23 protein-coding genes are annotated in these 22,761 nt (G+C 45.0%); 5 read left to right on the top strand and 18 right to left on the bottom strand.

Annotated elements, in window-relative coordinates:
• Positions 1–14 precede the first annotated feature (14 nt).
• Entirely contained in the window at positions 15–107 is a 93-nt protein-coding gene (locus tag AK966_RS04525; RefSeq protein ID WP_099079546.1) for a YnhF family membrane protein, read from the bottom strand.
• 126 nt (positions 108–233) lie between these two features.
• On the opposite strand from AK966_RS04525, the gene AK966_RS04530 reads away from it, so the two are divergent.
• Entirely contained in the window at positions 234–824 is a 591-nt protein-coding gene (locus tag AK966_RS04530) for an outer membrane beta-barrel protein (RefSeq protein WP_099079545.1), read from the top strand.
• A gap of 105 nt (positions 825–929) precedes the next feature.
• Here the strand turns inward: AK966_RS04530 and AK966_RS04535 are convergent, their stop codons facing one another.
• From AK966_RS04535 to yceD, 15 genes are all read right to left on the bottom strand, one after another.
• Positions 930–1,331, bottom strand: a complete 402-nt coding sequence (locus tag AK966_RS04535) for a hypothetical protein (RefSeq protein WP_099079544.1) — start codon at positions 1,329–1,331, stop codon at positions 930–932.
• 237 nt (positions 1,332–1,568) lie between these two features.
• A complete protein-coding gene (gene ptsG, locus AK966_RS04540; RefSeq protein WP_119463619.1) occupies positions 1,569–2,999 on the bottom strand; it encodes a PTS glucose transporter subunit IIBC in 1,431 nt (476 codons plus the stop codon).
• Positions 3,000–3,441: 442 nt separating this feature from the next.
• Entirely contained in the window at positions 3,442–4,209 is a 768-nt protein-coding gene (locus AK966_RS04550) for a TatD family hydrolase (RefSeq protein ID WP_099079541.1), read from the bottom strand.
• Positions 4,200–5,162, bottom strand: a complete 963-nt coding sequence (locus AK966_RS04555; protein WP_119463621.1) for a DNA polymerase III subunit delta' — start codon at positions 5,160–5,162, stop codon at positions 4,200–4,202. Before AK966_RS04555 ends, AK966_RS04550 begins: the two co-directional genes overlap by 10 nt.
• 24 nt (positions 5,163–5,186) lie before the next feature.
• On the bottom strand, positions 5,187–5,819 hold the full coding sequence (gene tmk / locus AK966_RS04560) for a dTMP kinase (RefSeq protein ID WP_099079539.1): 633 nt from the start codon (positions 5,817–5,819) through the stop codon (positions 5,187–5,189).
• Entirely contained in the window at positions 5,816–6,832 is a 1,017-nt protein-coding gene (gene mltG / locus AK966_RS04565) for an endolytic transglycosylase MltG (RefSeq protein ID WP_119463622.1), read from the bottom strand. Before mltG ends, tmk begins: the two co-directional genes overlap by 4 nt.
• Entirely contained in the window at positions 6,829–7,644 is an 816-nt protein-coding gene (gene pabC, locus AK966_RS04570) for an aminodeoxychorismate lyase (protein ID WP_119463623.1), read from the bottom strand. Before pabC ends, mltG begins: the two co-directional genes overlap by 4 nt.
• Positions 7,645–7,752: 108 nt before the next feature.
• The gene (gene fabF / locus AK966_RS04575) at positions 7,753–9,000 is read right to left on the bottom strand and encodes a beta-ketoacyl-ACP synthase II (protein ID WP_119463624.1); all 1,248 of its coding nucleotides are present in this window, start codon (positions 8,998–9,000) and stop codon (positions 7,753–7,755) included.
• Positions 9,001–9,093: 93 nt separating this feature from the next.
• Positions 9,094–9,327 carry an acyl carrier protein gene (gene acpP, locus AK966_RS04580; protein WP_004406112.1) on the bottom strand — a complete coding sequence of 78 codons (234 nt, stop codon included), beginning with the start codon at positions 9,325–9,327 and terminating at the stop codon, positions 9,094–9,096.
• Between the two features lie 244 nt (positions 9,328–9,571).
• Positions 9,572–10,306: a 3-oxoacyl-ACP reductase FabG gene (fabG, locus tag AK966_RS04585; RefSeq protein WP_172438126.1), complete on the bottom strand. Its 735-nt coding sequence runs from the start codon at positions 10,304–10,306 to the stop codon at positions 9,572–9,574.
• Positions 10,307–10,340: 34 nt separating this feature from the next.
• Positions 10,341–11,264 (bottom strand): ACP S-malonyltransferase, encoded by a 924-nt coding sequence (fabD, locus tag AK966_RS04590; protein ID WP_119463625.1) that lies wholly within the window; start codon positions 11,262–11,264, stop codon positions 10,341–10,343.
• A 76-nt stretch (positions 11,265–11,340) separates the two neighbouring features.
• Positions 11,341–12,291 (bottom strand): beta-ketoacyl-ACP synthase III, encoded by a 951-nt coding sequence (locus AK966_RS04595; RefSeq protein ID WP_099079533.1) that lies wholly within the window; start codon positions 12,289–12,291, stop codon positions 11,341–11,343.
• 5 nt (positions 12,292–12,296) lie between these two features.
• Positions 12,297–13,322, bottom strand: a complete 1,026-nt coding sequence (plsX, locus tag AK966_RS04600; RefSeq protein WP_099079532.1) for a phosphate acyltransferase PlsX — start codon at positions 13,320–13,322, stop codon at positions 12,297–12,299.
• A 9-nt stretch (positions 13,323–13,331) separates the two neighbouring features.
• Entirely contained in the window at positions 13,332–13,502 is a 171-nt protein-coding gene (rpmF, locus tag AK966_RS04605; protein WP_004414666.1) for a 50S ribosomal protein L32, read from the bottom strand.
• A 58-nt stretch (positions 13,503–13,560) separates the two neighbouring features.
• Positions 13,561–14,085, bottom strand: coding sequence for a 23S rRNA accumulation protein YceD (gene yceD, locus AK966_RS04610; RefSeq protein ID WP_099079531.1), 525 nt, complete (start codon positions 14,083–14,085; stop codon positions 13,561–13,563).
• Between the two features lie 149 nt (positions 14,086–14,234).
• Here yceD and AK966_RS04615 point away from each other — a divergent pair, with 149 nt between their 5' ends.
• A complete protein-coding gene (locus AK966_RS04615) occupies positions 14,235–14,816 on the top strand; it encodes a nucleoside triphosphate pyrophosphatase (protein WP_099079530.1) in 582 nt (193 codons plus the stop codon).
• A gap of 152 nt (positions 14,817–14,968) precedes the next feature.
• Here AK966_RS04615 and rluC read toward each other — a convergent pair whose 3' ends face one another.
• Positions 14,969–15,913, bottom strand: a complete 945-nt coding sequence (gene rluC / locus AK966_RS04620) for a 23S rRNA pseudouridine(955/2504/2580) synthase RluC (protein ID WP_119463751.1) — start codon at positions 15,911–15,913, stop codon at positions 14,969–14,971.
• Between the two features lie 634 nt (positions 15,914–16,547).
• Between rluC and rne the strand changes: the two genes are divergently transcribed.
• On the top strand, positions 16,548–19,589 hold the full coding sequence (gene rne, locus AK966_RS04625; RefSeq protein ID WP_119463626.1) for a ribonuclease E: 3,042 nt from the start codon (positions 16,548–16,550) through the stop codon (positions 19,587–19,589).
• Between the two features lie 314 nt (positions 19,590–19,903).
• Positions 19,904–21,463 (top strand): SulP family inorganic anion transporter, encoded by a 1,560-nt coding sequence (locus tag AK966_RS04630; RefSeq protein ID WP_099079528.1) that lies wholly within the window; start codon positions 19,904–19,906, stop codon positions 21,461–21,463.
• A 70-nt stretch (positions 21,464–21,533) separates the two neighbouring features.
• On the opposite strand, the gene AK966_RS04635 is transcribed toward AK966_RS04630, so the two are convergent.
• Positions 21,534–21,986, bottom strand: a complete 453-nt coding sequence (locus AK966_RS04635) for a low molecular weight protein-tyrosine-phosphatase (RefSeq protein ID WP_099079527.1) — start codon at positions 21,984–21,986, stop codon at positions 21,534–21,536.
• A 115-nt stretch (positions 21,987–22,101) separates the two neighbouring features.
• On the opposite strand from AK966_RS04635, the gene cobO reads away from it, so the two are divergent.
• On the top strand, positions 22,102–22,707 hold the full coding sequence (gene cobO / locus AK966_RS04640; RefSeq protein ID WP_099079526.1) for a cob(I)yrinic acid a,c-diamide adenosyltransferase: 606 nt from the start codon (positions 22,102–22,104) through the stop codon (positions 22,705–22,707).
• The last annotated feature ends 54 nt before the right edge of the window (positions 22,708–22,761 follow it).

Here is a 22,761-nt window from a genome sequence, read left to right on the forward strand (position 1 = left end):
GTAGGGCCTTAGGATTAAGCTGTCGTGATTGCAATAATGCCAAATGATAATAAAACGGCGAATACTACGACGACAATAAGTAACGCTGATTTTAGATCGTGTTCCATAAACACCTCCTTCACTTTAACAAAGTAATAACATTGGTGTGGGGTATGTTCAAGATTTGTCTGATTTAGTCGCACAATTTTGGCGAAGGCATCACAATTAACTTAGTCGTAATAAGGAGATAAGAAATGAATAATAAACTTAACTGGCTAGTTGGAAGTATATTATTAGGCTGTTCTATGGGCGCTCAAGCAAACGTGACTATCACTCCATTTATCGGTTTTACTGTAGGTGGCGCAGCTGAAGATGAAAATGAACGCGACTATGACATTGATCCTACAATTAATTATGCTTTAGCAATCGAAACACCGTTAGAGTTGGGTAAAATTGGGCTGTTTTACTCAAACCAATCTTCAGAGCTGAAAGATGTCAACAACGCTTCAAATATTCACTATCTTCAGTTTCAAAGCAGTATTTACTACCCGGTCTCCCCAAGATGGCAAGCCTATATTGGTTTAGGCCTAGGAGGAGCTTACATCGACGCGGATTGGGTCGATGATAAATACGGTTTTTCTGCAAGTGCATTTTCTGGACTTGAATATGAGTTTTCACAGAACGTTGCCCTCACCGCACAAGTTCGTTGGCTTGGCACGGTGGTCGATAATGATACTTCAGGAGCGTGCGTGCTGCCGACCGACGGTTCAAATTGTGTCATCAGATTCGAAACGGATTGGATGAACCAACTCCAGTCTAATATTGGTTTAAGCTTCCGTTTTTAATTAACGGCGAATGACAACAATAAGTGCCGGTAAGTTACCGGCATGTTGCAATCACGGTTAACGCCTTGCTTCAAATCGAGGCTCATGAGTCAGAATTCCAGTTGCTTAAAAATTGTATTTCATACCAATCGCACCACCAATCTGAAGGTCTGGGCCTTGATACAATTCTAGCTCCGGTTGAATTTGTGCGTACAAATCCCACCCTTTAGATAGATCCCAGTTCAAACCCAACGGGACACGAAGACCAAACTCATCATTCCATTCATACCAGCCACCAACGCCGACATACCAACTGACTGGCATATTCTGGTCAAATGAACCACGTTTGGCGATGTAATCAAATGCCATTCCATCGTTGCCAATAATGCCTCGGTACTGCTTATCGATTTCCACAACAACACTGAGTTGTTGGTCTACCGCCATTCCTACTGATAAGTCTTTTGATTGACTTGCCGCTAATACGACACTTGGCAGCATTGCTATCACTAGCATCAATTGCTTTTTCATACTCGTCATCACTCTTAAAAAACAGCGTACATAATTCAAACATGGTGGAGGTTTGTTGTGTCAGCAGCAGGTAAGAGTAGCGTACGAAAAAAGCGACACACGTAAGAATGAGAGCAAGATCACAGCAAACATCAACACTATGGCAGTGACACCATAGAGACAGAAACCAGAAAAGAAATCGAGGAATGGTAAGTATAAAAAAGGAGGCCGAAGCCTCCTTTTTATCAATGATTGAGATTAGCCGTGACTACGAATCCACTCATCCATTTCAGTTTTTAGATTGTCAGACTTGGTACCGAAGATAGCCTGAACACCACCTGCTACAACAACAACACCAGCAGCCCCAAGTTGTTTCAGTTTGTCTTGGTCAACTGCAGCCGTATCCGCTACCGCCACGCGTAGACGCGTGATACATGCGTCTAGACCAGTGATGTTTGCTTTACCACCGAATGCCGCAACAAGTTCTCCACCCATTTCTGAAGCAGCAGTCTCTACAGATTCAGCTGACTCGTCTTCACGACCAGGAGTTTTTAGGTCAAGAGCCGTAATCACTGCACGGAATACTACGTAGTAGATTGCAGCGTAAACTAGACCAACAGCAACCATCAGACCCATCTTCTGAGAGTTACCAGATAGAACTAGGAAGTCGATCAGACCGTGTGAGAATGAAGTACCGTGCACAAAACCTAGAGTGTTAGCAACAACGTATGCAGAACCCGCTAGTAGAGCGTGGATACCGTATAGTACAGGAGCAACGAATAGGAATGAAAATTCGATAGGCTCTGTAATACCCGTTAGGAATGAAGTCAGAGCCGCTGACGCCATGATGCCCATTACTTTCGCGCGGTTTTCTGGTTTAGCACAGTGCGCAATAGCGATTGCTGCAGCTGGTAGACCAAACATCTTGAACATGTAACCACCTGCTAGCTGACCGAAGCCATTACCAGCAGCGCGAGTTGCTTCGTCTGCAACTAGGTAACAAGTAAGTACGCCGTTTTGAGTGTCGCCAGCAGCGTTCACACAAGTACCAGCTTCAAAGAAGAACGGTACGTTCCATACGTGGTGTAGACCGAATGGGATAAGTGTACGTTCAACAACGCCGTAGATACCGAACGCTAGTTGTGGGTTCTGGTGTGCAGCCCAGTCAGAGAATGCTGAGATAGCACCGCCGATTGGTGGCCATACAACAGAAAGAATAACCGCTAGAAGAATCGCAGCGAAACCCGTGATGATTGGTACAGCACGTTTACCCGCGAAGAAGCCAAGGTATTCTGGAAGTTGGATTTTGAAGAAACGGTTAAATGCCCAAGCAGCAACACCACCGACAAGGATACCACCTAGTACGCCGGTATCGATTTTCTCAACACCCATGATGCCAGCCATAACACCTAGCGTTGCTGTCATGATGCCGTAACCAACGATTGCAGCAAGACCTGCTACACCATCGTTGTTTGTGAAGCCTAGTGCTACACCAACAGCAAATAGAAGTGCCATTTGGCCAAATACTGAGCCACCAGCTTGTTCCATTAGGTTAGAAACGATGTCTGGAATGAAACTTAGGTGGGCAGCACCAACACCTAATAGGATACCTGCGACTGGTAACACTGATACTGGTAGCATCAGAGCTTTACCAACTTTTTGCAGGTTGGCAAAAAGGTTCTTAAACATGTTTATGCTCCTGATAAATTATAAGTTTTATTTGGGCACTAACGGATCACCCCCGTAGCCTAAATGTTAGCACCCATGAAAATGTAACCACACGTTGCATTATATTTTTCGAGGCTAAATATATATTGATGACCCTCAAACTTTCCACATAGTTACGAAATTTAATTTCAAAACAAGTCTTGGATCACATGAAAAACCAGCAACAAGAAGGATTATATCAATTCTAATTATCTGTTTTTAAAGACACTTTTCATGTTGATAATTAATTTTAAGGCGTGAAGAAAATAAGGCACGATGTTATTTTTAGTAACAAAATTACATTTGCAGTTTTTGAATGCTACTAAATCAACAAATTCAGTATACATTAAACTAAACAATGCTTTTGATGTATTTATAAACAAAAAAGAGGCAATAGCCCCTTTTTGATACACATATTGATTTTTCATCGCAAAAAAAGATTTCGGAAGTTTTCGGTGGTTTTTTGCCCTACCTCACCCAGTGAACACCCTTTTAGTTGCGCAATATAAGCAGCGACTTCGACGACATAGGCTGGCTGATTCTCTTTTCCACGGTGTGGAACAGGCGCAAGGTAGGGGGAATCTGTCTCAATTAACAACTTTTCTAACGGCAGCGCTTTCACTACCTCTTTCAGTTCTGTCGCCTGGCGGAAAGTGACAATACCGGAAATTGAGATGTAGAAGCCCAAATCCAACGCAGCTTCTGCAAAAGGTAAATCTTCAGTAAAGCAATGGATCACACCACCACATTTATCTGCCCCACCGTTACGTAGGATATCTAACGTGTCGGCGCGCGCATGGCGAGTATGAATGATCAAGGGTTTATTGAGCTCTACCGCAAGTTCGACTTGCTGCTCAAAACGCGTTTTTTGCAGCGAAGCTGTATCGGGTTTGTAATGGTAATCCAAACCCGTTTCACCAATAGCCACCACTTTATCGTGAGAGGCATGCTGGCGTAATGTTTCCATAGAGAACGCGCTTTCTACATCTAATGGATGTACACCACAAGACGCATAAACGTTGTTATATGGCGTGATCATTTCCAGCATTTTAGGGAAAGAGTCCAACGTCACTCCTACAGACAATAGCTCTTTTACGTTAGCTTGCTTTGCTTTGTTAATAACGTCTTCCACATTAATATGGAGATCATCGTAATTCAATTTGTCTAAATGACAGTGCGAATCTACGAACATAATGCCTCTCGTGACTCAATTAACCAGTTCATTGATAGTAGCTCAAGGTTTAAACCAGGCGAGCTCTGTAATTGGGCTTTCAACGCCAGCAGTTTCTGTGCTGAAAAGTAAAGTCCATTATAATTATTGGGCTGGAACTTAGTTGCTCCGGGTAACTGATCGGGTTCCATGACGCCAAACTGGGCTTTTTGTGCGTCTGTGAGTAAATACCACGCCCAATCTAACGTTTTATTAGGGTTCTTAGCCATCAGTGATGCACACTGATATACATCGGAGACCGGTGAAGACAACGTCTCAATAAAGCAACGCTCAAACGCTTGGTATTCATCAAGCTCACCGCTCTTAACAGCATCTAGCGTATTAATCGGAGAGCCCATGTTCAGCTTAAGTGCATAAGCTGGTACTTGTGAAGCGCCCTGCTCGTTCATCCAGCTCATTGCTTGGTCCGTAGAAGGTGGGGTCACCACCCACTGCTGACAGCGACTCTGAATCGTTGGCAACAATCGTTCTTGGTTATGCGTAACCAACAAAAACAAACACTTTTGTCCAGGCTCTTCCAAGGTTTTCAGCAGAGCGTTAGAGGCTGACTCATTCATTGCATCAGCAGGTTCAATAATGAACACTCGGTAGCCATTAAGCTGAGAAGACTCATGTGCTAAGCGGTTACATGCTCGAATTTGATCGACTGTAATCGATTTCCCCTCTTTTTCGGGTTTGATCCAATGTAAATCAGGATGATTATTAGCCTGGCTCAACTGGCAACTATGGCAAAAGCCACACGCTTCACTACTATAATTTTGACAAAGCAGTACTCGACTGAACAAGCCGACTAGCTTATCTACTGCTAGCCCTCTCTGACTCTGCAGCAGCAACGCCCCAGGAATACGGTCTGAGTCCAAGCTTACTTTGAGGTTATCCCAAACGGGCTGTAACCATGGAAAGTCATTTAACATGAGCTACCTCAATCCACGTTTTGCTTACAATGATGCTAGCCATTCGTTCAAAGCGGCTTTAATGTCTTGCGCCACTTCTTCAATCGACTGCTCAGCGTTGATCACTACAATGGAATCATCTGCATTTGCGAGCTCCAAGTAACGCTCACGCGTTCGCTCAAAGAAGCTAATGTCCATCTTTTCAATACGATCGAGTTCACCGCGACCACGTGCTCGCTCGAGGCCAACACGAGGGTCAAGATCCATGTATAACGTGAAAGCCGGCTTAAATTCACCTAAGGTGGTGTCACGAAGATTTTTCATCAACGACTCGTCGATTTGGCGACCACCACCTTGATAAGCTTGAGAAGACAAATCATGACGGTCGCCAACTACCCATTGACCATTTGCTAGCGCTGGCTTGATCACGTTCTCAACCAATTGAACACGTGCTGCGTAGAGTAAAAGCAGCTCTGTCATGTCTTTCAGGTCTTCGCCTTCGTGCCCTTCTTTAACCAAAGCGCGCATTTTTTCGGCTAGCGGTGTGCCACCTGGCTCTCGAGTATTGACGATATCTTCGATGCCCGCAGCATTTAGCGTGTCTAAAACGGTTTTAATCGCCGTGCTTTTACCCGCGCCTTCGAGGCCCTCAACGACAATAAAGTTTGCTTTCATCATTTGTTCTTTCTTAGTTCTCTTAAATAGGCACGTACAGCACGATTGTGCTCTGCAAGGGACTTCGAAAACACATGTCCGCCCTTTCCACTTGCTACGAAATATAGATAATTACTGTTTTCTGGGTGTAAAGCAGCTTCAATCGATGCCTCCCCCGCCATGGCAATCGGCGTTGGCGGCAATCCATTGATAGTGTATGTGTTGTATGGCGTTGGAGTACGCAAATCTTTCTTACGAATATTACCATCGTAGGCATCACCCATGCCGTAGATAACGGTCGGGTCCGTTTGCAGGCGCATACGTTTATTTAGACGGTTTACAAATACAGAAGCCACGCGCTCACGCTCTGAATCAATCGCGGTCTCTTTTTCGATAATAGAAGCCAGAATCAGCGCTTCATATTTGTCTTTCAGTGGCAGTTTTTCTTGACGCTGTTCCCATTGTGCATCAAGAATTTTATTTAACTTGCTATGTGCACGATCTAAGATCTGACTTTCGCTTGTGCCAGCGGTGTAATGGTAGGTTTCAGCAAGAAATAAGCCTTCAAGCTTTTCACGATCAATCCCCAATTTTTCAGCCATCTCTTTTTCAGACAGACCTGTCAAATCATGTTTTACATAAGGCGCGGTGCTGAGTTGGTCGACCCACTCAGAAAAGCGGCTGCCTTCCACAAACGTGATAGCAAACTGATGTTCTTTACCCGTATTGAGCTGTTCTAACGTTTGATAGAGAGAAAGCTTTGGCTCTAGTTGATAAGTGCCCGCTCTCACCTGAAGAAGCTCTGGATAAAGATGAGGCATCAAGCGAGTGTAGTCAGAAGCTTCGATAATGTTATCTTTCACCAAGTCGCGCATTACTCGGTGAAAGCTAGTGCCATTTTCTACTGTAAACAGCTGCGGCTGCTCAATAAGAATAGGCGAGTTAACGTATTGCTTAGTTTGTGAAACAACGTAAAAAACACCTGCTGCACTAATAGCGGCAATCAGTACAACAAACGCAAACAATTTTTTAATCACGTATTTAGATTCCCTTGAAGTCGTCGTGTCAATTTTCCAATTGGAAATTCAATCTTGTTATCTGGTGTTGAAATACCGGAAATCGGCGCAACACCCAGTAGTGAGTTACACATCCACACCTCTTCTGCATCAAGCAGATCCGTCAGTGTGAATTCGGCTACTTGCACTGGGTAACCTTCAGTTTGGAGAAATTCCAATACCTTACGGCGCATCACGCCAGCCACACCAGACAAACTCAACCGCGGTGTGTATACCCGTTTACCATTAACCCAAAAAAGGTTTGCCATTGTAGTTTCAATGACATGATTTTGCACATTTAACGTCACAGCGTCGGCAAATTCAGAACCTTCAATTTCTGCCTTTGCGAGAACCTGCTCTATTCGGTTGTTGTGCTTATGGCCAGCTAGGAGCGGTTGAATGCCTAGGCGGGTTTTGCAAACGCCTAACTGCACGCCATTTTCTTGCCACAAAGTATAATGAGAAGGAAATGCGAAGTTCGAAATGGTTACAACCGGACCATCTATACCGACGGGACTGTATCCACGTCCACCAGTGCCACGACTGATGTGAATTTTGATTCCTGCCGACTCGTCTTTTAAGACCGCAAGCATCGCCCAATCAAAAACCGTATTCCAATCAGGAAAAGGTATGTGCAATGTTTTTAGACACGCCTCCATACGCTCAATATGTGCTTGCCAGTGCTCCAACTGACTATGCTTAGTCTTGATGGTGGTAAAACAGCCATCACCATATTGAAACGAGCGATCACCGAGCGAAACATGCGTTTGTGGAAGTCCATTTACCCAGAACATTCAGATACCCTTTGATTTCTGATCGACAAATAAAACAAAACGGCTCAATGCTAAGCATCGAGCCGTTAGAATACAAGTTTCACTACTCTAAAACTGTGTTAAAGAGTTTTACTCTGCAAACTTTTTGAATACAAGTGAGCCGTTTGTTCCGCCGAAACCGAACGAGTTACAGATCGCGTATTCCATATCAACTTTACGCGCAGTGTGCGGTACAAGGTCAATATCGAGGCCTTCTTCTGGGTCATCTAGATTGATCGTTGGTGGCACGATTTGGTCAACCAGAGACATCACCGTGATGATCGCTTCAACTGAACCCGCCGCACCTAAAAGGTGACCTGTCATAGATTTCGTTGAAGAGACAAGTACTTGTTTTGAGCCTTCTTCACCAAGAGCACGTTTCACACCCTTGATTTCAGCTACGTCACCGGCAGGAGTAGAAGTACCATGAGCGTTAACGTAACCCACTTGTGTACCCGTGATCTTCGCATCACGCATTGCCGCTTCCATCGCTAGTGCGCCACCTGAACCATCTTCACTTGGAGAAGTCATATGGTAAGCGTCACCAGACATACCAAAGCCCACTAGCTCTGCGTAAATCTTAGCGCCACGTGCTTTCGCGTGCTCGTATTCTTCCAGAACCATCATACCTGCACCGTCACCAAGAACGAAGCCGTCACGGCCTTTGTCCCATGGACGAGATGCTTTTTGAGGTTCATCATTACGAGTTGAAAGTGCTTTAGCCGCCCCAAAGCCAGCCATACCCAGTGGTGTAGATGCCTTCTCTGAGCCACCTGCAACCATTGCCTCGGCATCACCGTATGCGATCATACGTGCAGCGTGGCCGATGTTGTGAAGACCTGTCGTACATGCTGTAGAGATCGCGATATTTGGACCACGAAGACCACGCATGATAGATAGATTACCTGCCACCATATTAACGATGGTCGAAGGCACAAAAAATGGGCTTACTTTGCGAGGGCCTTTTTCAACAAGCGCTGTATGGCCTGTTTCGATTAGATCTAGACCGCCAATGCCTGAGCCGATTGCTACACCAACTCGAGCCGCGTTTTCTTCGGTAATTTGTAAGCCAGAGTCATCTAACGCTTGGATACCCGCGGCGATGCCGTACTGGATAAAGAGATCCATTTTACGAGCATCTTTTTTAGACATGTACTCTGTGCAATCGAAATCTTTAATAAGACCTGCAAAACGAGTTGAGAAGTTTGTCGTATCGAAATGTTCGATGTTAACAATACCACTTTGACCTTCTAGCAGGGCTTTCCAAGATGATTCTACTGTGTTGCCTACCGGTGACAACATACCCATGCCAGTGACAACTACACGACGCTTGGACACGATATAATTCTCCGGGAATTGAATATTTCTATGAGAGGATAGAAGAAGTTAGAAAGAACACAGGCGGTCTAGGAGACCGCCTGGGAGAGATAATTACTGAGCGCTGTTTACGTAGTCGATTGCAGCTTGAACAGTAGTGATTTTCTCTGCTTCTTCATCAGGAATCTCAGTGTCAAATTCCTCTTCTAGAGCCATAACTAGCTCTACAGTATCTAGAGAATCAGCACCTAGATCGTCAACAAAAGAAGCTTCATTTTTAACTTCTGCTTCGTCCACACCTAGCTGTTCAACAATGATTTTCTTTACGCGTTCTTCGATGTTGCTCATTTTTTTTTCCTTTACAGATTTCGCCTAATGCGATGATTCCGTAGTTTATTCGAACTATTGAAAGTTGCAAGGGGGTCCTTGCTGGTCAAACCACAAATTTAGCGAAATTAACCGAATTTCAATACATTTTTGACTTATATCATGCACAAATGTTGTGCATAACCATGACAAGTTTACGACAGTTAACAGCAACTATAGGCTATTTTTCACAAAGTAAAATAACTCATTTTGCACGAACTGTGCGTTAAACCATATACATACCACCATTTACATGCAACGTTTCACCAGTAATGTAAGCCGCTTCAGGTGAAGCTAGGAACACAACTGCAGAAGCAATTTCACGAGGATCACCTAGACGGCCTGCTGGCACGTTCGACAACGTTGCTGCACGTTGGTCGTCATTTAGCGCCTTAGTCATGTCAGTTTCGATGAACCCTGGCGCTACCGTGTTAACCGTTACGCCGCGAGAAGCGACTTCACGCGCCATCGACTTAGTAAAACCGATCACACCAGCTTTTGCTGCTGCGTAGTTCGTTTGACCAGCATTACCCATAGTACCTACAACTGAGCCTACGTTGATGATACGGCCAGAACGCTTTTTCATCATGCCACGTAGAACGGCTTTAGACATGCGGTAGATTGGCGTAAGGTTCGTATTGATGATGTCGTTCCACTCATCGTCTTTCATACGCATTAGTAGATTGTCACGAGTAATACCGGCGTTGTTGACTAGAATATCGATCGCGCCAAATTCATCGTTGATGGTTTTTAGTGTTGCTTCGATAGAGTCAACGTCCGTCACGTTAAGTGCTAGACCTTTGCCATTTTCACCTAGGTATTCGCTGATCGCCGCTGCGCCGCCTTCAGAAGTCGCCGTACCGATTACTGTCGCACCGCGCTCAACAAGAAGCTCCGCAATCGCACGACCAATGCCACGGCTTGCGCCTGTCACAAGAGCGATCTTACCTTCTAGATTCATCATGTTGTGTTTTCCTTTTCTTATCGTGAACGAATTACTTAGCAGCTTCTAGCGAAGCAACGTCATTAACGGCTGCTGCGCTTAGTGTCTTCACGATACGTTTCGTTAGACCTGTCAGTACTTTGCCAGGGCCAAACTCAAGTAGGTTTTCTACACCTTGCTCGCTCATTAGCTGTACGCTTTCAGTCCAACGTACTGGGCTGTGTAGCTGACGAACAAGTGCATCTTTTATTTTTGCAGGATCCGTTTCCGCCGCCACATCAACGTTGTTGATTACAGGAAGTTGTGGTGCATTGAATTCGATAGACTCTAGCGCGACAGCTAGCTTCACTGCTGCAGGTTTCATTAGTGCACAGTGTGAAGGCACTGAAACAGGAAGAGGAAGTGCACGTTTTGCACCTGCTTCTTTACATAGTGCGCCCGCACGCTCTACTGCGTCTTTACTACCTGCGATAACAACTTGACCAGGCGAGTTGAAGTTTACTGGAGAAACCACTTCACCTTGCGCTGCTTCTTCACACGCTTTTGCAATCGCTTCATCATCTAGACCGATGATCGCGTACATTGCACCTGTACCAGCAGGTACTGCTTCTTGCATAAGTTGACCACGTAGTTCAACCAGTTTGATTGCTTCTTTAAAGTCAATCACGCCAGCACATACCAGTGCTGAGTATTCACCTAGGCTGTGACCCGCTAGGTTTGCTGGTTGCTCAAGACCAAGCTCTTGCCATACACGCCAGATAGCAACAGATGACGCTAGCAAAGCAGGTTGAGTACGGAAAGTTTGGTTTAGATCTTCTGCAGGTCCATTTTGAACAAGCGCCCATAGGTCGTAACCTAGTGCGTCAGATGCTTCTGCAAATGTTTGTTTTACTACGTCATATTGTTCGCCTAGATCAGCAAGCATACCTACAGCTTGTGAGCCTTGGCCTGGAAATACGATAGCAAACTTGCTCATGTTGTCTTCCTTTAAGCAAAGTAAAAAGAAATAAGATGCACCTTAGCGCATCTTAAATTTTTAATTCTTATGAAACTTAGAATTTCACTAGGGCAGAGCCCCAAGTGAATCCCCCGCCAAACGCTTCAAGAAGCAGGGTTTGACCACGTTTAATACGACCATCACGAACCGCTTCATCCAGTGCAGTTGGCACTGTTGCAGCAGACGTGTTGCCGTGTTTATCTAATGTAATCACGACTTGGTCTAGTGACATCGAAAGTTTCTTCGCTGTCGCTGAAATAATACGATAGTTCGCTTGGTGCGGCACTAACCAGTCTAATTCAGACTTGTGCATATCGTTCGCTTCAAGCGTATCTTTTACTAGCTTAGAGAGCTGAGTTACGGCCACTTTAAAAACTTCGTTGCCCGCCATGTGCAGCCACTGGTCGGCATCTTTGCCACGTTGTGGCACCGGAAGACTCAGTAGATCGCCAAATTGACCATCTGAATACACGTGTGTAGAGATGATACCAGGCTCTTCGCTAGCACCCACAACCACAGCGCCCGCAGCGTCACCAAATAGAATGATGGTTGAACGGTCAGTCGGGTCACATGTTTTTGACAATGCGTCTGCACCAATCACAAGTACGTTTTTGCACATACCCGTTTTAATGTGTTGGTCAGCGACAGACAATGCGTATACAAAGCCGGAACAAGCAGCGGCTAAGTCAAAAGCAGGACAACCTTTAATACCAAGCTTTGCCTGCACCTGACACGCAGATGAAGGGAAAGTATGGCTACTGCTTGTGGTCGCAACGATAATGAGGTCGATATCATTTTTATCGATGCCGGCCATATCGATTGCATTTTCAGCTGCGTAGAATGCCATGTCCGCAACAGTTTCATCTTCTGCTGCAATTCGACGCTCTTTAATACCTGTGCGAGCGACGATCCACTCATCACTTGTATCTACCATTTTTTCTAAGTCAGCGTTCGTACGCACTTGAGATGGCAGGTAGCTGCCAGTACCTAAAATTTTGCTATACATGAAGACTAATAATGCCTCTCGAGTAAAACCGCTTCCAAACGATCGCTAATACGGCTTGGTACTTGTCGTTTGACCTCGTGTACTGCCTCGCCAAGTGCATTGACAATCGCAGATACATCCGCACTTCCATGGCTTTTTATGACAATGCCGCGCAATCCTAGCAAACTTGCGCCGTTATACTGGTCGGGGTTCAGTGTTTTTAGTTCATTAAATAGCCGAGAAAACAACTTTCTAGCAATCCACCCCTTTATCGTTGATGCCATCATGCTCGTTTTGAGCTTTTCGATAAAGAGATGCGCTGTTCCCTCACTGGCTTTTAAGCATACATTGCCGACAAAGCCATCACAGACAATAACATCGGCAACATCATGCAAAATTTGATTACCTTCAATATAACCAACAAAGTTAATCGTGTCGGTTTGAGAAAGCATTTCTGCACAGCGTTTAACTAAATCGTTCCCTTTGATTTCTTCTGCACCAATATTCAATACAGCGACACGAGGGGGACGACCTAAATGTTCTTCTGCTAGTGCACTACCCATTACAGCAAATTGGAAAAGGCTGTCGGCATCACACGACACATTCGCCCCAAGATCTAACATCCAAGTACGTTTTCCACTGATGGTAGGTAAAGCTGAAACTAATGCAGGACGTTCAATACCAGGAAGCAGCTTAAGAATAAAGCGTGACAGCGCCATTAGCGCGCCGGTGTTACCACCACTCACGCAAGCATCGGCCTCACTTTCAGAAACGAGATCGAGCGCCATACGCATAGAACTGTTTTGACTATTACGCAGCGCTAAAGAAGGTTTTTCTGAATTTGAAATCACTTTCTCACTATGAACAATGCTCAAACGAGAACTGGTTGAGGTACCTAGTTGAGATAATTGAGACGTGATCAGAGATTGATCACCTATAAGAATCACTTTTAGCTCTGGGAAATGAGACAGTGCCTGCACGGCGGCAGGCACTGTTACGCGTGGACCGAAATCCCCGCCCATTGCATCAAGTGCAACGGTAATATTTTGCAAAGGTCAACCTTACTTGTTGATAACCTTTTTGCCACGGTAGTAACCTTCAGCAGTTACGTTGTGACGTAGGTGAGTTTCACCTGAAGTTGCATCTACAGAAAGTGCTGCTGTAGTTAGTGCATCGTGTGAACGACGCATACCACGCATTGAACGTGACTTCTTGCTCTTTTGTACGGCCATTGACCCTACTCCTATACTATTGGGTTCAAAGATGAGAAAGCATCAATTACCACACTGATTACTTTTTCAAACTTTTCAAAACGTCGAATGGATTCGGTTTCTTTTCCTCAATTTCTTCAGGAATCTCACCAAAAACCATGTTATTTGAATCAACGCTACAATCCGCTTCATCATGCATCGCAATTTGAGGTAATGCTAAGATGAACTCGTCTTCAACCAGTTGTATAAGGTCTAATTCACCATACTCATTTAGATCTACCAAATCATAAATTTCTGGTGCTTCCTCTTCCGTCTTCTCACCGTAGTAAGGAGTGTAAAGGAATTCAACTTCACACAGATGTGTGAATACCTCGTTACAACGCTGACACTCTAATTCGACTTCGATGTTAGCTTTACCAGAGATAACAACAAGTCGCTGTTCATCTATCTCAAATGACAATGAGACTTCTGCGTCGCGTTTTACGCCATCAGTCATTTCCGCTAAGCGCTTAAAAAGACTAGCTTGGATGATGCCATCGAAATCTAGTCGTTTCTGTGCCGCTTTAGCCGGATCAACCGTTCGCGGTAATTTTACCTTTTGCATAGGGCGCGAATATTATCTTCCAAATCAAAATTAGTCAAAGAAAAAGGAAAAAAAGTTGTACTTTTTTACGCTTAACATACAGAGCATTAGCCAGAATCAATTTTGATCGATTATGCTATCTAAAATGCTTTTGTGAATTGTAATTCAAAATGAAAAATTACCAACTTGTTTTAGCCTCAACTTCCCCTTTTCGTAAACAATTGCTGGAAAAACTTTCAACACCGTTTATTTGCGTGTCGCCAGATTGCGACGAAACACCACAGCCTGATGAGCGTCCGTTGGACTTAGTACAGAGGCTCGCCATCGATAAAGCGACATCCTGCGATACAGAGCAGCCTAGTTTAGTCATAGGTAGTGACCAAGTGTGTGTCATTGATGGCAAAATTGTTGGTAAACCACTTGACCGTAACAATGCCATTGCTCAACTACTTGCCCAAAGCGGCAAAGTCATCACTTTTTATACTGGACTCGCCGTGCACAACACCGCAACAAACCATACTGAAGTTGGCTTCGATACTTTTGAAGTTCACTTCAGGGTGTTGAGTCGTGAGCAGATTGAACGCTACGTCGATAGAGAAGAACCCTTTTACTGCGCGGGCAGTTTTAAGAGTGAAGGAATGGGTATTTGTCTGTTTAATAAGTTAGTAGGCAAAGACCCGAATACCTTAGTAGGGCTGCCACTTATCGACTTGATTGATATGTTACAAACGCAAGGTTTTGACGTTTTGTAATGTTCTATGGCATATATCGTAAAGACAAAATGAGCCTTTACGGTAAAGATTCCTTCCCCCTCTCTTTGTCAGTCTAAGGGATAGTTGAATTGGTAACATTAAAAAGGGAGCGCTATGCTCCCTTGGTGATACCTTTAAACTCATGTGCTGGATTAGCTTTTTCTCAAACCCACTAACACTTTTTCTAGTTTAGGTCCCATCGGCGCATTAATTTCCATCCATTCATCGTTTGATGGATGTTGGAACTTTATATTTGCCGCATGGAGAAACAAACGGTCAAGGCCAACCTGTCCGGTGTAAGCATCAAAGCGTCGGTCACCATAGCGGTCATCCCACGCAATAGGATGGCCGGTGTATTGAGTATGCACTCGAATTTGGTGAGTACGGCCAGTAATTGGGCTCGCTTGAATCAACGTCGCTTGCTCAAACTTTTCCAGAATTTTAAAACGTGTTTCAGAAGGCTTACCATTCGGGTTAACGCGCACGATGCTGTTCACTTCATTTTTCAGTAATGGTGCATTAACCACTTTACAGCTGCTCTTCCACTGTCCCATCACCAATGCGAAGTAAAACTTTTTCACTGTTTTTTCACGGAACTGTGCTTGCAAATGACGAAGCGCTGAACGTTTTTTTGCGACCAATAAAATGCCTGAGGTATCTCGGTCAATACGATGTACAAGTTCAAGGAAACGAGCTTGTGGTCGTAACGCACGTAGTGCTTCGATAGCGCCAAACTTCAAACCACTACCACCATGCACCGCTGTGCCGGACGGTTTATTAAGAATCAACATATGATCATCTTCAAAAATGATCATATCTTCAAGCTCAGCGACTTTATTCAACTTAGTGCTTGGCGCTACGTCGTCTTCTTTCTTCTCTACCGTTACTGGTGGAATACGAACGAGGTCACCCGCTTTCAGTTTATACTCAGCCTTAACTCGCTTTTTATTTACGCGCACTTCGCCCTTACGCACGATTCGATAAATCATGCTTTTTGGGACATCTTTTAATTGGTTGCGTAAGAAATTATCAATACGCTGACCCGCCATATCTTCGTCTATATCGACAAACTGGACTTGTGTTCTTATTTCGCTCATGTGCGCTATTGTAAACGCAAATCTGTATGACTTCACATTATTCTTGCGACGAAAGAAATACTTGTTGGCATAAATTGAGCCAAAATGCGCCAAGCTTTTGTTTAAATTATTAAAACCCACCACCAAGTTGGCGGTTTGTTTTACATCTTTGTTATTTTCAACAGCCAAGTGCTTATTAAACAGGCAGTTATGAATTTGAAAAATTGAATTAGCGCCGATTTTTCTATCGTTTGCGTGAAAGCCGATTGCTGATATCCACTCGCGCTGCTATAGTTCACAGCTGCTAAGGAAGGTTTGGTTACATTTTGTTCATTACCAATCATCTATCCCAAGCAATGTGAGTAGACTAATGAAGATCAGGTGCAGCATTGGCGTAAGACTCTTTGAATTCAAAACACTTACCACTCTACTCCTCGCATATTCACGTTGAGTATCTACCGCCCGAATAGCGGGTCACAAGTTTTTCGTTTCTAACCGAAACCCTAAGAGATTTGTGATAACTGACGTGCCCAAGAGCATCCCCTTCCAGCCGGGAGGCTGCAATATATAAGCCATGGGATCAGGCACCGTGAAAGAGCGAAAAAAAGTGGTAAGAAAACGAGAAAGATAAAAGAGAAGACAACGAGAATTTTCAATGAAAAGAATGTTAATTAACGCAACTCAAAAAGAAGAGTTGCGTGTCGCTCTGGTTGATGGCCAGCGACTTTTCGATCTTGATATCGAGAGTCCAGGACATGAATCTAAGAAGGCGAATATCTACAAAGGCCGTATTACACGTGTCGAACCAAGCCTAGAAGCCGCATTTGTTGATTACGGTGCTGAGCGTCACGGTTTCCTCCCTCTCAAAGAAATTGCCCGCGAATACTTCCCTGAAGGTTACACTTACCAAGGTCGTCCAAGCATTAAAGAAGTGCTAAGCGAAGGGCAAGAAGTAATCGTACAAGTGGAAAAAGAGGAACGTGGTAGCAAGGGCGCAGCTCTGACTACTTTCATTTCTCTTGCAGGTAGCTATCTAGTCCTGATGCCTAACAACCCACGTGCTGGCGGTATTTCACGCCGTATCGAAGGTGACGAGCGCACTCAGCTAAAAGCAGCGCTAAGCACTTTAGAACTGCCACAAGGCATGGGGTTAATCGTTCGTACCGCTGGGGTTGGAAAGAGTGCTGAAGAGCTTGAATGGGATTTGAACGTACTACTTAACCACTGGAGTGCGATTAAGGACGCGGCAGACTCTAACCTTGCCCCATTCTTGATCCACCAAGAAAGTAACGTTATCGTTCGTGCAATCCGTGATTACCTACGTCGCGACATTGGTGAAATCCTAATTGATAGCAACACCATTTATGAACGTGCTAAAGAGCACATCAGCTTGGTTCGCCCTGATTTCATTAACCGTGTTAAGAAATACGAAGGCGAAGTTCCGCTATTTAGCCACTACCAAATCGAAAGCCAAATTGAATCAGCGTTCCAACGTGAAGTGCGCTTACCTTCTGGCGGTTCTATCGTTATCGACCCAACAGAAGCGCTAACCTCTATCGATATCAACTCAGCTCGTGCAACAAAGGGTGGCGATATCGAAGAAACGGCACTGAACACAAACCTAGAAGCCGCTGATGAGATCGCTCGTCAATTGCGTCTACGTGACCTAGGTGGTCTGGTTGTTATTGACTTCATTGATATGACACCTGTACGCCACCAACGCGAAGTAGAAAACCGTCTGCGTGAAGCTGTTCGTTTAGATCGTGCTCGCGTCCAAATCGGCCGTATTTCTCGCTTTGGTCTACTAGAGATGTCTCGTCAACGCTTGAGCCCTTCTCTTGCAGAAGCAAGCCACCACATCTGTCCTCGTTGTACGGGCACGGGTGTTGTTCGTGACAACGAATCTCTAGCACTGTCTGTTCTTCGTCTAATTGAAGAGGAAGCATTGAAAGACAACACCGCTCAAGTTTTGGCGGTTGTCCCTGTTCCAATTGCTTCTTATCTATTGAACGAAAAGCGTCGCTCAGTAAACCACATCGAACGCAATCAAGAAGTGAAAATCACGGTTGTTCCAAACTCAGATATGGAAACACCACACTTCGAAGTAATCCGCGTGCGTGAAGGCGAAGAATTTGATCTACTTTCTTACTTACTTCCTAAGAAACTGGAAGCAATGAAAGAAGCGGAAGGCAAAGAAACAACAGAAGTTGAAATTAAGTCTAAGCGAATTGAAGAGCCTGTTCTTAAAGGTTTTGCTGCGCCGACTCAAACTGCACCAGCGCCAACTCCTGCATCTAAGCCTGCTCCAGCAGCGAAGAAGAAAGAAGTCGTACAAGAAGAAAAACCTGGGCTATTTAGCCGTCTGTTCAAAGCCTTAGGTAGCTTCCTATTTGGTGGTTCTGAAGAAGCAAAAGAAGCGCCGAAACAAGAAGAAAAGAAACCGAACCGCGATAACAAACGCAACCGACGTGATCGTAACGACCGTCGTCGTGGTAACCAACGCGATAATCGTGAGACTCGCGATAACCGTGATAACCGCGATAACAAGCGCCGTCGCAAGCCTCGTGATGAACAAGCGACTGAACAAAGCGATGTTCAGCAGTTAAGCAAACCACAAAACCGTAATCAAAAGCGTAAGCCAAAACCTCAACAAGCTGAGAAATCACAAGAGCAAAAAGCAAACGTAAAAGTAGCGGAAAAAGGTCTGCAGCTCGCCGCAGAAGCGCGTTCTGAAGCTAAACCAGAAGAAATCAAAGCGAAGACAAACGCCAAAGCAGAGAAAGTGAAAGAGCGCCGTCAACGTCGCAAACTAAACAAATCTGTGCGCGTTAAGGACCAGCAAGCGGCTGAACAACTCGTTGAGTTGCCAGTTGAAGCTCCTGTTGAAAAGCCAGTTGAGGCAATCGCAGAAGCACCACAAGACAACCTTCAAGCAGAATCTAAACAGCGTCGCAATCGTCGTTCTCCACGTCATCTACGTGCAAGTGGTCAACGCCGTCGTCGTGGTCGCGATCGTCGCCCTAACCCATTCCGTCTACGTAAGGGTGGCGTAGCTTCTCCTGAGATGGCAATGGGTAAAGTGATGCCACGCTACATTCAAAAACCAGCGCCGAAGAAGGAAGAGCGAGTTCAAGAAGAAGCAGCAGCGACGGCAGTATCTGCAATCCAAGGTGGTTTTGCTTGTCCAGAAATGGCGATGGGTAAAATTATCATCCGTCGTGAGCACCATGCCGTCGTTGACGCGCCAGTTGTTGAATCAAAAGTTCAAGAACCTGTAGAGGCGAAAATGGAAGCTCCATTCGTTAAAGCACCAGTTGCTGAGAAAACTGAGTCTACAGTTGTTGAAACAGCACCAGTAGAGCTTATCGTTGATGCACCTGTAGCTGAAGTGACTGAAACAGTTGTAGAAACTACACTTACTCCAGAGCCAGTGGCTGAAGCGGTAGAAGAAACTGTAGAAGAAATTACAGTTAAATCACCGGCAGCAGCACCAGTATCTGAAGTTGAAGTTATCAACGTTGCCACTAAGCCACGCGCTAGCGCACCGATGACGAAAGCACCGGGTCCTCAAGAGCTTCGTGAAATTACGATTTCAGCAGCACCGTTTAAAGCCGAGCGCTACGCACCGAAAGGCGCAGGCAGCCAAGTAGCAATAAACCGTGCATCTGCAGGAATGACAAAACCAAACTTCAACTAAGTTTGTCGTCACTATAAGTAATTGAAAGGCTGCCATTTGGCAGCCTTTTTTGTTTAACGCAATGTTGAATATTATTGTTCACATTAATATCAATGACTGATCACATTTGTGGCTCATTCTCCTTATCATTCTTGAACTTAATCACACTTTTCGGTAGCATTCGCCGACTCAAGTTTTCGACACCATTCTGATGCAGCTCTTTTTCACTACAGTTTGAACTGATAGGCGTGAACATAACTTCACCTATTAGCGCTTATGCAAACACGAATATATGTCGGGAGATATTTCATTGCCAAAAGAGCCCTATATTACACATGTTCGAATTTCCTCAATTTTCTAAGCACTCAGTAAAAAACGATGTGCTATCAGGTTTAACCGTTGCGCTAGCATTGGTTCCTGAAGCCGTAGCATTTGCATTCGTTGCTGGTGTTGACCCTATGGTTGGTCTGTATGCTGCGTTCATCGTAGGCCTAATCACTTCTATCTTCGGTGGCCGTCCTGGTATGATTTCAGGCGCGACTGGTGCGATGGCCGTCGTTATGGTCTCACTGGTGGCGACTCATGGGGTTCAGTACCTATTCGCTGCCATCATGCTAGCCGGTATCCTGCAAATCGCAGCTGGTCTATTCAAGCTAGGCAAGTTCATTCGAATCGTTCCACATCCGGTAATGATTGGTTTCGTGAACGGCCTAGCAATTGTTATCTTCTTAGCTCAGCTTGGTCAATTTAAGGCACCTGATGTCAACGGTATGCTTACTTGGCTACCACAAGACCAAATGCTGCTTATGCTAGGTCTCGTTGCGCTAACAATGGCAATCATCCACTTCTTACCAAAGCTAACCACCGCAGTGCCTTCATCACTTGTTGCCATCGTAACCGTAACAGCACTTGTAGTGGGCTTAGATCTTGAAACACGTACGGTTGTAGATTTCCTACGCACAATGTCTGGTGATGAGGCTGCGACATTGGCTGGTTCTCTGCCGACTTTCTCAATTCCGGTAGTACCATTTACGCTGGAAACCATTCAAATCATCCTGCCCTACGCGATAATCCTTGCAGCCATCGGTCTGATCGAATCGCTACTGACGCTAACGGTACTTGATGAGATGACCAACACTCGTGGTCAATCTAACCGTGAATGTATCGGTCAAGGTATGGCAAACATGACCTGCTCGGTATTCGGTGCCATGGGTGGTTGTGCGATGATTGGCCAATCTATGATCAACGTAAACTCAGGTGGTCGTGGCCGTCTGTCTGGTATTGTTGCCGCAAGCGCACTACTGATCTTCATCCTGTTCGCATCATCACTTATTGAAATGATCCCGCTTGCAGCGCTTGTTGGTGTGATGTTCATGGTAGTAATCGGAACATTTGAATGGGCAACGTTTAAATTGGCGCGCCGTGTACCAAAGCAAGATTTCTTTGTTATCGTTCTCGTTACAGTAGTGACGGTTCTGACTGACCTTGCCGTAGCCGTAGCGGTTGGTGTCATTGCCTCTGCTCTAATGTTTGCATGGCAGCATGCTAAGCACATCTATGCGGATACCCGCCTAAACGAAGAAGGCTCAAAAGAGTACAAGATTCACGGCCCTATTTTCTTCGGCTCGGCAGCGAACTTCCTTGAGTTGTTCAATGCGCAAGATGATCCTAAAGATATCATTGTTGACTTCGCTGATTCACGCGTAACCGACCACTCTGCTATTGAAGCGATAGAAACGCTTGCAGAACGCTACGCAACGTTAGACAAAACACTTCACCTACGTCACCTAAGCCCTGACTGCCGTAAGCTTCTCGATAAAGCGGGTAGCTTGGTAGAAATTAATGTGAAAGAAGACCCAAGCTATAAAGTTGCCACCGACATCCTAGCTGGCTAACACACCAAAAGGGATGAGCTAAGCTCATCCCTTTTGTTCTTCAATTGTGTCGTGAAAACGACTCGCTGTTTTATATCAGCTTTTTTAGAATGGCGTCTGATGCCTCTTCAATAAGGTCCAATACCAGTTCGAAACCGTTCTCCCCCCCGTAGTATGGATCAGGGATTTCGTCGTAGCGAGAATCTCCATGACTCAGAAACAAAGACACTTTATGTCGATACTCATCCGGACAGAGATCCAATAAATCCGCTAAATTGGCTTTATCCGCCGCCAACACCATATCAAACGCGGAAAAGTCCCCAACAACCACCTTACGTGCTTTCATACCTTTGAATGAATAACCACGTAACTGACCTGCTTGCATGGCACGCGCATCCGGACGGCTTCCTACGTGATAACCAATGGTACCTGCAGATTCTACCTGTAGTGGCACTCCTAGCGCCTGTGCTTTCGATTTTAATACGGCCTCTCCCGTAGGTGAGCGACAAATGTTTCCCATACAAACAACGAGTACTTTCTTCATTTTATTCCCTGTATTCTCGATGGTTTTTCTTTACCTGCTGTTGAACTATCATAGCGAGATAATTTGCTTTACCCAAGTCAGCACACTGGCTTGTAGATAGAATTAAGGAAAGAGAATGTCTATCGAAGAGAACAAAGAGGCACGCCATAAGGCTCGCCAGCAAAAAGTAAAAGAACAAGTAGACGCAAAGATCGCCGCCGCTCAAGAAGAAAAGGGTTTATTACTCATCATTACTGGCAACGGTAAAGGTAAATCGACCTCCGGTTTTGGCACCATCGCTCGTGCACTTGGTCATGGCTTAAAATGTTCTGTTGCTCAGTTCATCAAGGGCACGTGGGATAATGGAGAGCGTAACCTGCTAGAAAACCTCGGCGTGGAATTCCAAGTCATGGCAACGGGTTTTACTTGGGAAACGCAAAATAAAACCGCCGATACAGAAGCCGCTCAACTTGTGTGGCAAGAATGTAAGCGCATGCTGAAAGACGAATCGATTGATGTGATTCTGTTTGATGAGCTGACGTATATGGTGAGCTATGGGTACATCGACTTAGAGGAAGTCGTTGAAGCACTGAATAACCGCCCGAAAATGCAATCAGTCGTGATCACCGGTCGTGCTGCTCATCGTTCATTGATTGAAATGGCAGACACCGTCTCGGAAGTGAAGAATGTAAAGCACGCCTTTGAATCCGGCGTAAAAGCGCTGAAAGGGGTGGATTGGTAATCTTCTCACTGAACCAAGCATCCCTAGGTTACTTGGGTATAAAAAAGGGTTGGC

Origin of the sequence: Vibrio sp. PID23_8, from assembly GCF_003584965.1 — a bacterium.
Taxonomy (GTDB): Bacteria; Pseudomonadota; Gammaproteobacteria; order Enterobacterales; family Vibrionaceae; genus Vibrio.

What these genes read in the sequence shown, in the direction of transcription:
- AK966_RS04525 (WP_099079546.1), bottom strand. Translation starts at nt 107, where the DNA reads ATGGAACACGATCTAAAATCAGCGTTACTTATTGTCGTCGTAGTATTC.
- AK966_RS04530 (WP_099079545.1), top strand. Translation starts at nt 234, where the DNA reads ATGAATAATAAACTTAACTGGCTAGTTGGAAGTATATTATTAGGCTGT.
- AK966_RS04535 (WP_099079544.1), bottom strand. Translation starts at nt 1,331, where the DNA reads ATGAAAAAGCAATTGATGCTAGTGATAGCAATGCTGCCAAGTGTCGTA.
- ptsG (WP_119463619.1), bottom strand. Translation starts at nt 2,999, where the DNA reads ATGTTTAAGAACCTTTTTGCCAACCTGCAAAAAGTTGGTAAAGCTCTG.
- AK966_RS04550 (WP_099079541.1), bottom strand. Translation starts at nt 4,209, where the DNA reads ATGTTCGTAGATTCGCACTGTCATTTAGACAAATTGAATTACGATGAT.
- AK966_RS04555 (WP_119463621.1), bottom strand. Translation starts at nt 5,162, where the DNA reads ATGTTAAATGACTTTCCATGGTTACAGCCCGTTTGGGATAACCTCAAA.
- tmk (WP_099079539.1), bottom strand. Translation starts at nt 5,819, where the DNA reads ATGATGAAAGCAAACTTTATTGTCGTTGAGGGCCTCGAAGGCGCGGGT.
- pabC (WP_119463623.1), bottom strand. Translation starts at nt 7,644, where the DNA reads ATGTTCTGGGTAAATGGACTTCCACAAACGCATGTTTCGCTCGGTGAT.
- acpP (WP_004406112.1), bottom strand. Translation starts at nt 9,327, where the DNA reads ATGAGCAACATCGAAGAACGCGTAAAGAAAATCATTGTTGAACAGCTA.
- fabG (WP_172438126.1), bottom strand. Translation starts at nt 10,306, where the DNA reads ATGAATCTAGAAGGTAAGATCGCTCTTGTGACAGGCGCAAGCCGTGGC.
- fabD (WP_119463625.1), bottom strand. Translation starts at nt 11,264, where the DNA reads ATGAGCAAGTTTGCTATCGTATTTCCAGGCCAAGGCTCACAAGCTGTA.
- AK966_RS04595 (WP_099079533.1), bottom strand. Translation starts at nt 12,291, where the DNA reads ATGTATAGCAAAATTTTAGGTACTGGCAGCTACCTGCCATCTCAAGTG.
- rpmF (WP_004414666.1), bottom strand. Translation starts at nt 13,502, where the DNA reads ATGGCCGTACAAAAGAGCAAGAAGTCACGTTCAATGCGTGGTATGCGT.
- yceD (WP_099079531.1), bottom strand. Translation starts at nt 14,085, where the DNA reads ATGCAAAAGGTAAAATTACCGCGAACGGTTGATCCGGCTAAAGCGGCA.
- AK966_RS04615 (WP_099079530.1), top strand. Translation starts at nt 14,235, where the DNA reads ATGAAAAATTACCAACTTGTTTTAGCCTCAACTTCCCCTTTTCGTAAA.
- rluC (WP_119463751.1), bottom strand. Translation starts at nt 15,913, where the DNA reads ATGAGCGAAATAAGAACACAAGTCCAGTTTGTCGATATAGACGAAGAT.
- rne (WP_119463626.1), top strand. Translation starts at nt 16,548, where the DNA reads ATGAAAAGAATGTTAATTAACGCAACTCAAAAAGAAGAGTTGCGTGTC.
- AK966_RS04630 (WP_099079528.1), top strand. Translation starts at nt 19,904, where the DNA reads ATGTTCGAATTTCCTCAATTTTCTAAGCACTCAGTAAAAAACGATGTG.
- AK966_RS04635 (WP_099079527.1), bottom strand. Translation starts at nt 21,986, where the DNA reads ATGAAGAAAGTACTCGTTGTTTGTATGGGAAACATTTGTCGCTCACCT.
- cobO (WP_099079526.1), top strand. Translation starts at nt 22,102, where the DNA reads ATGTCTATCGAAGAGAACAAAGAGGCACGCCATAAGGCTCGCCAGCAA.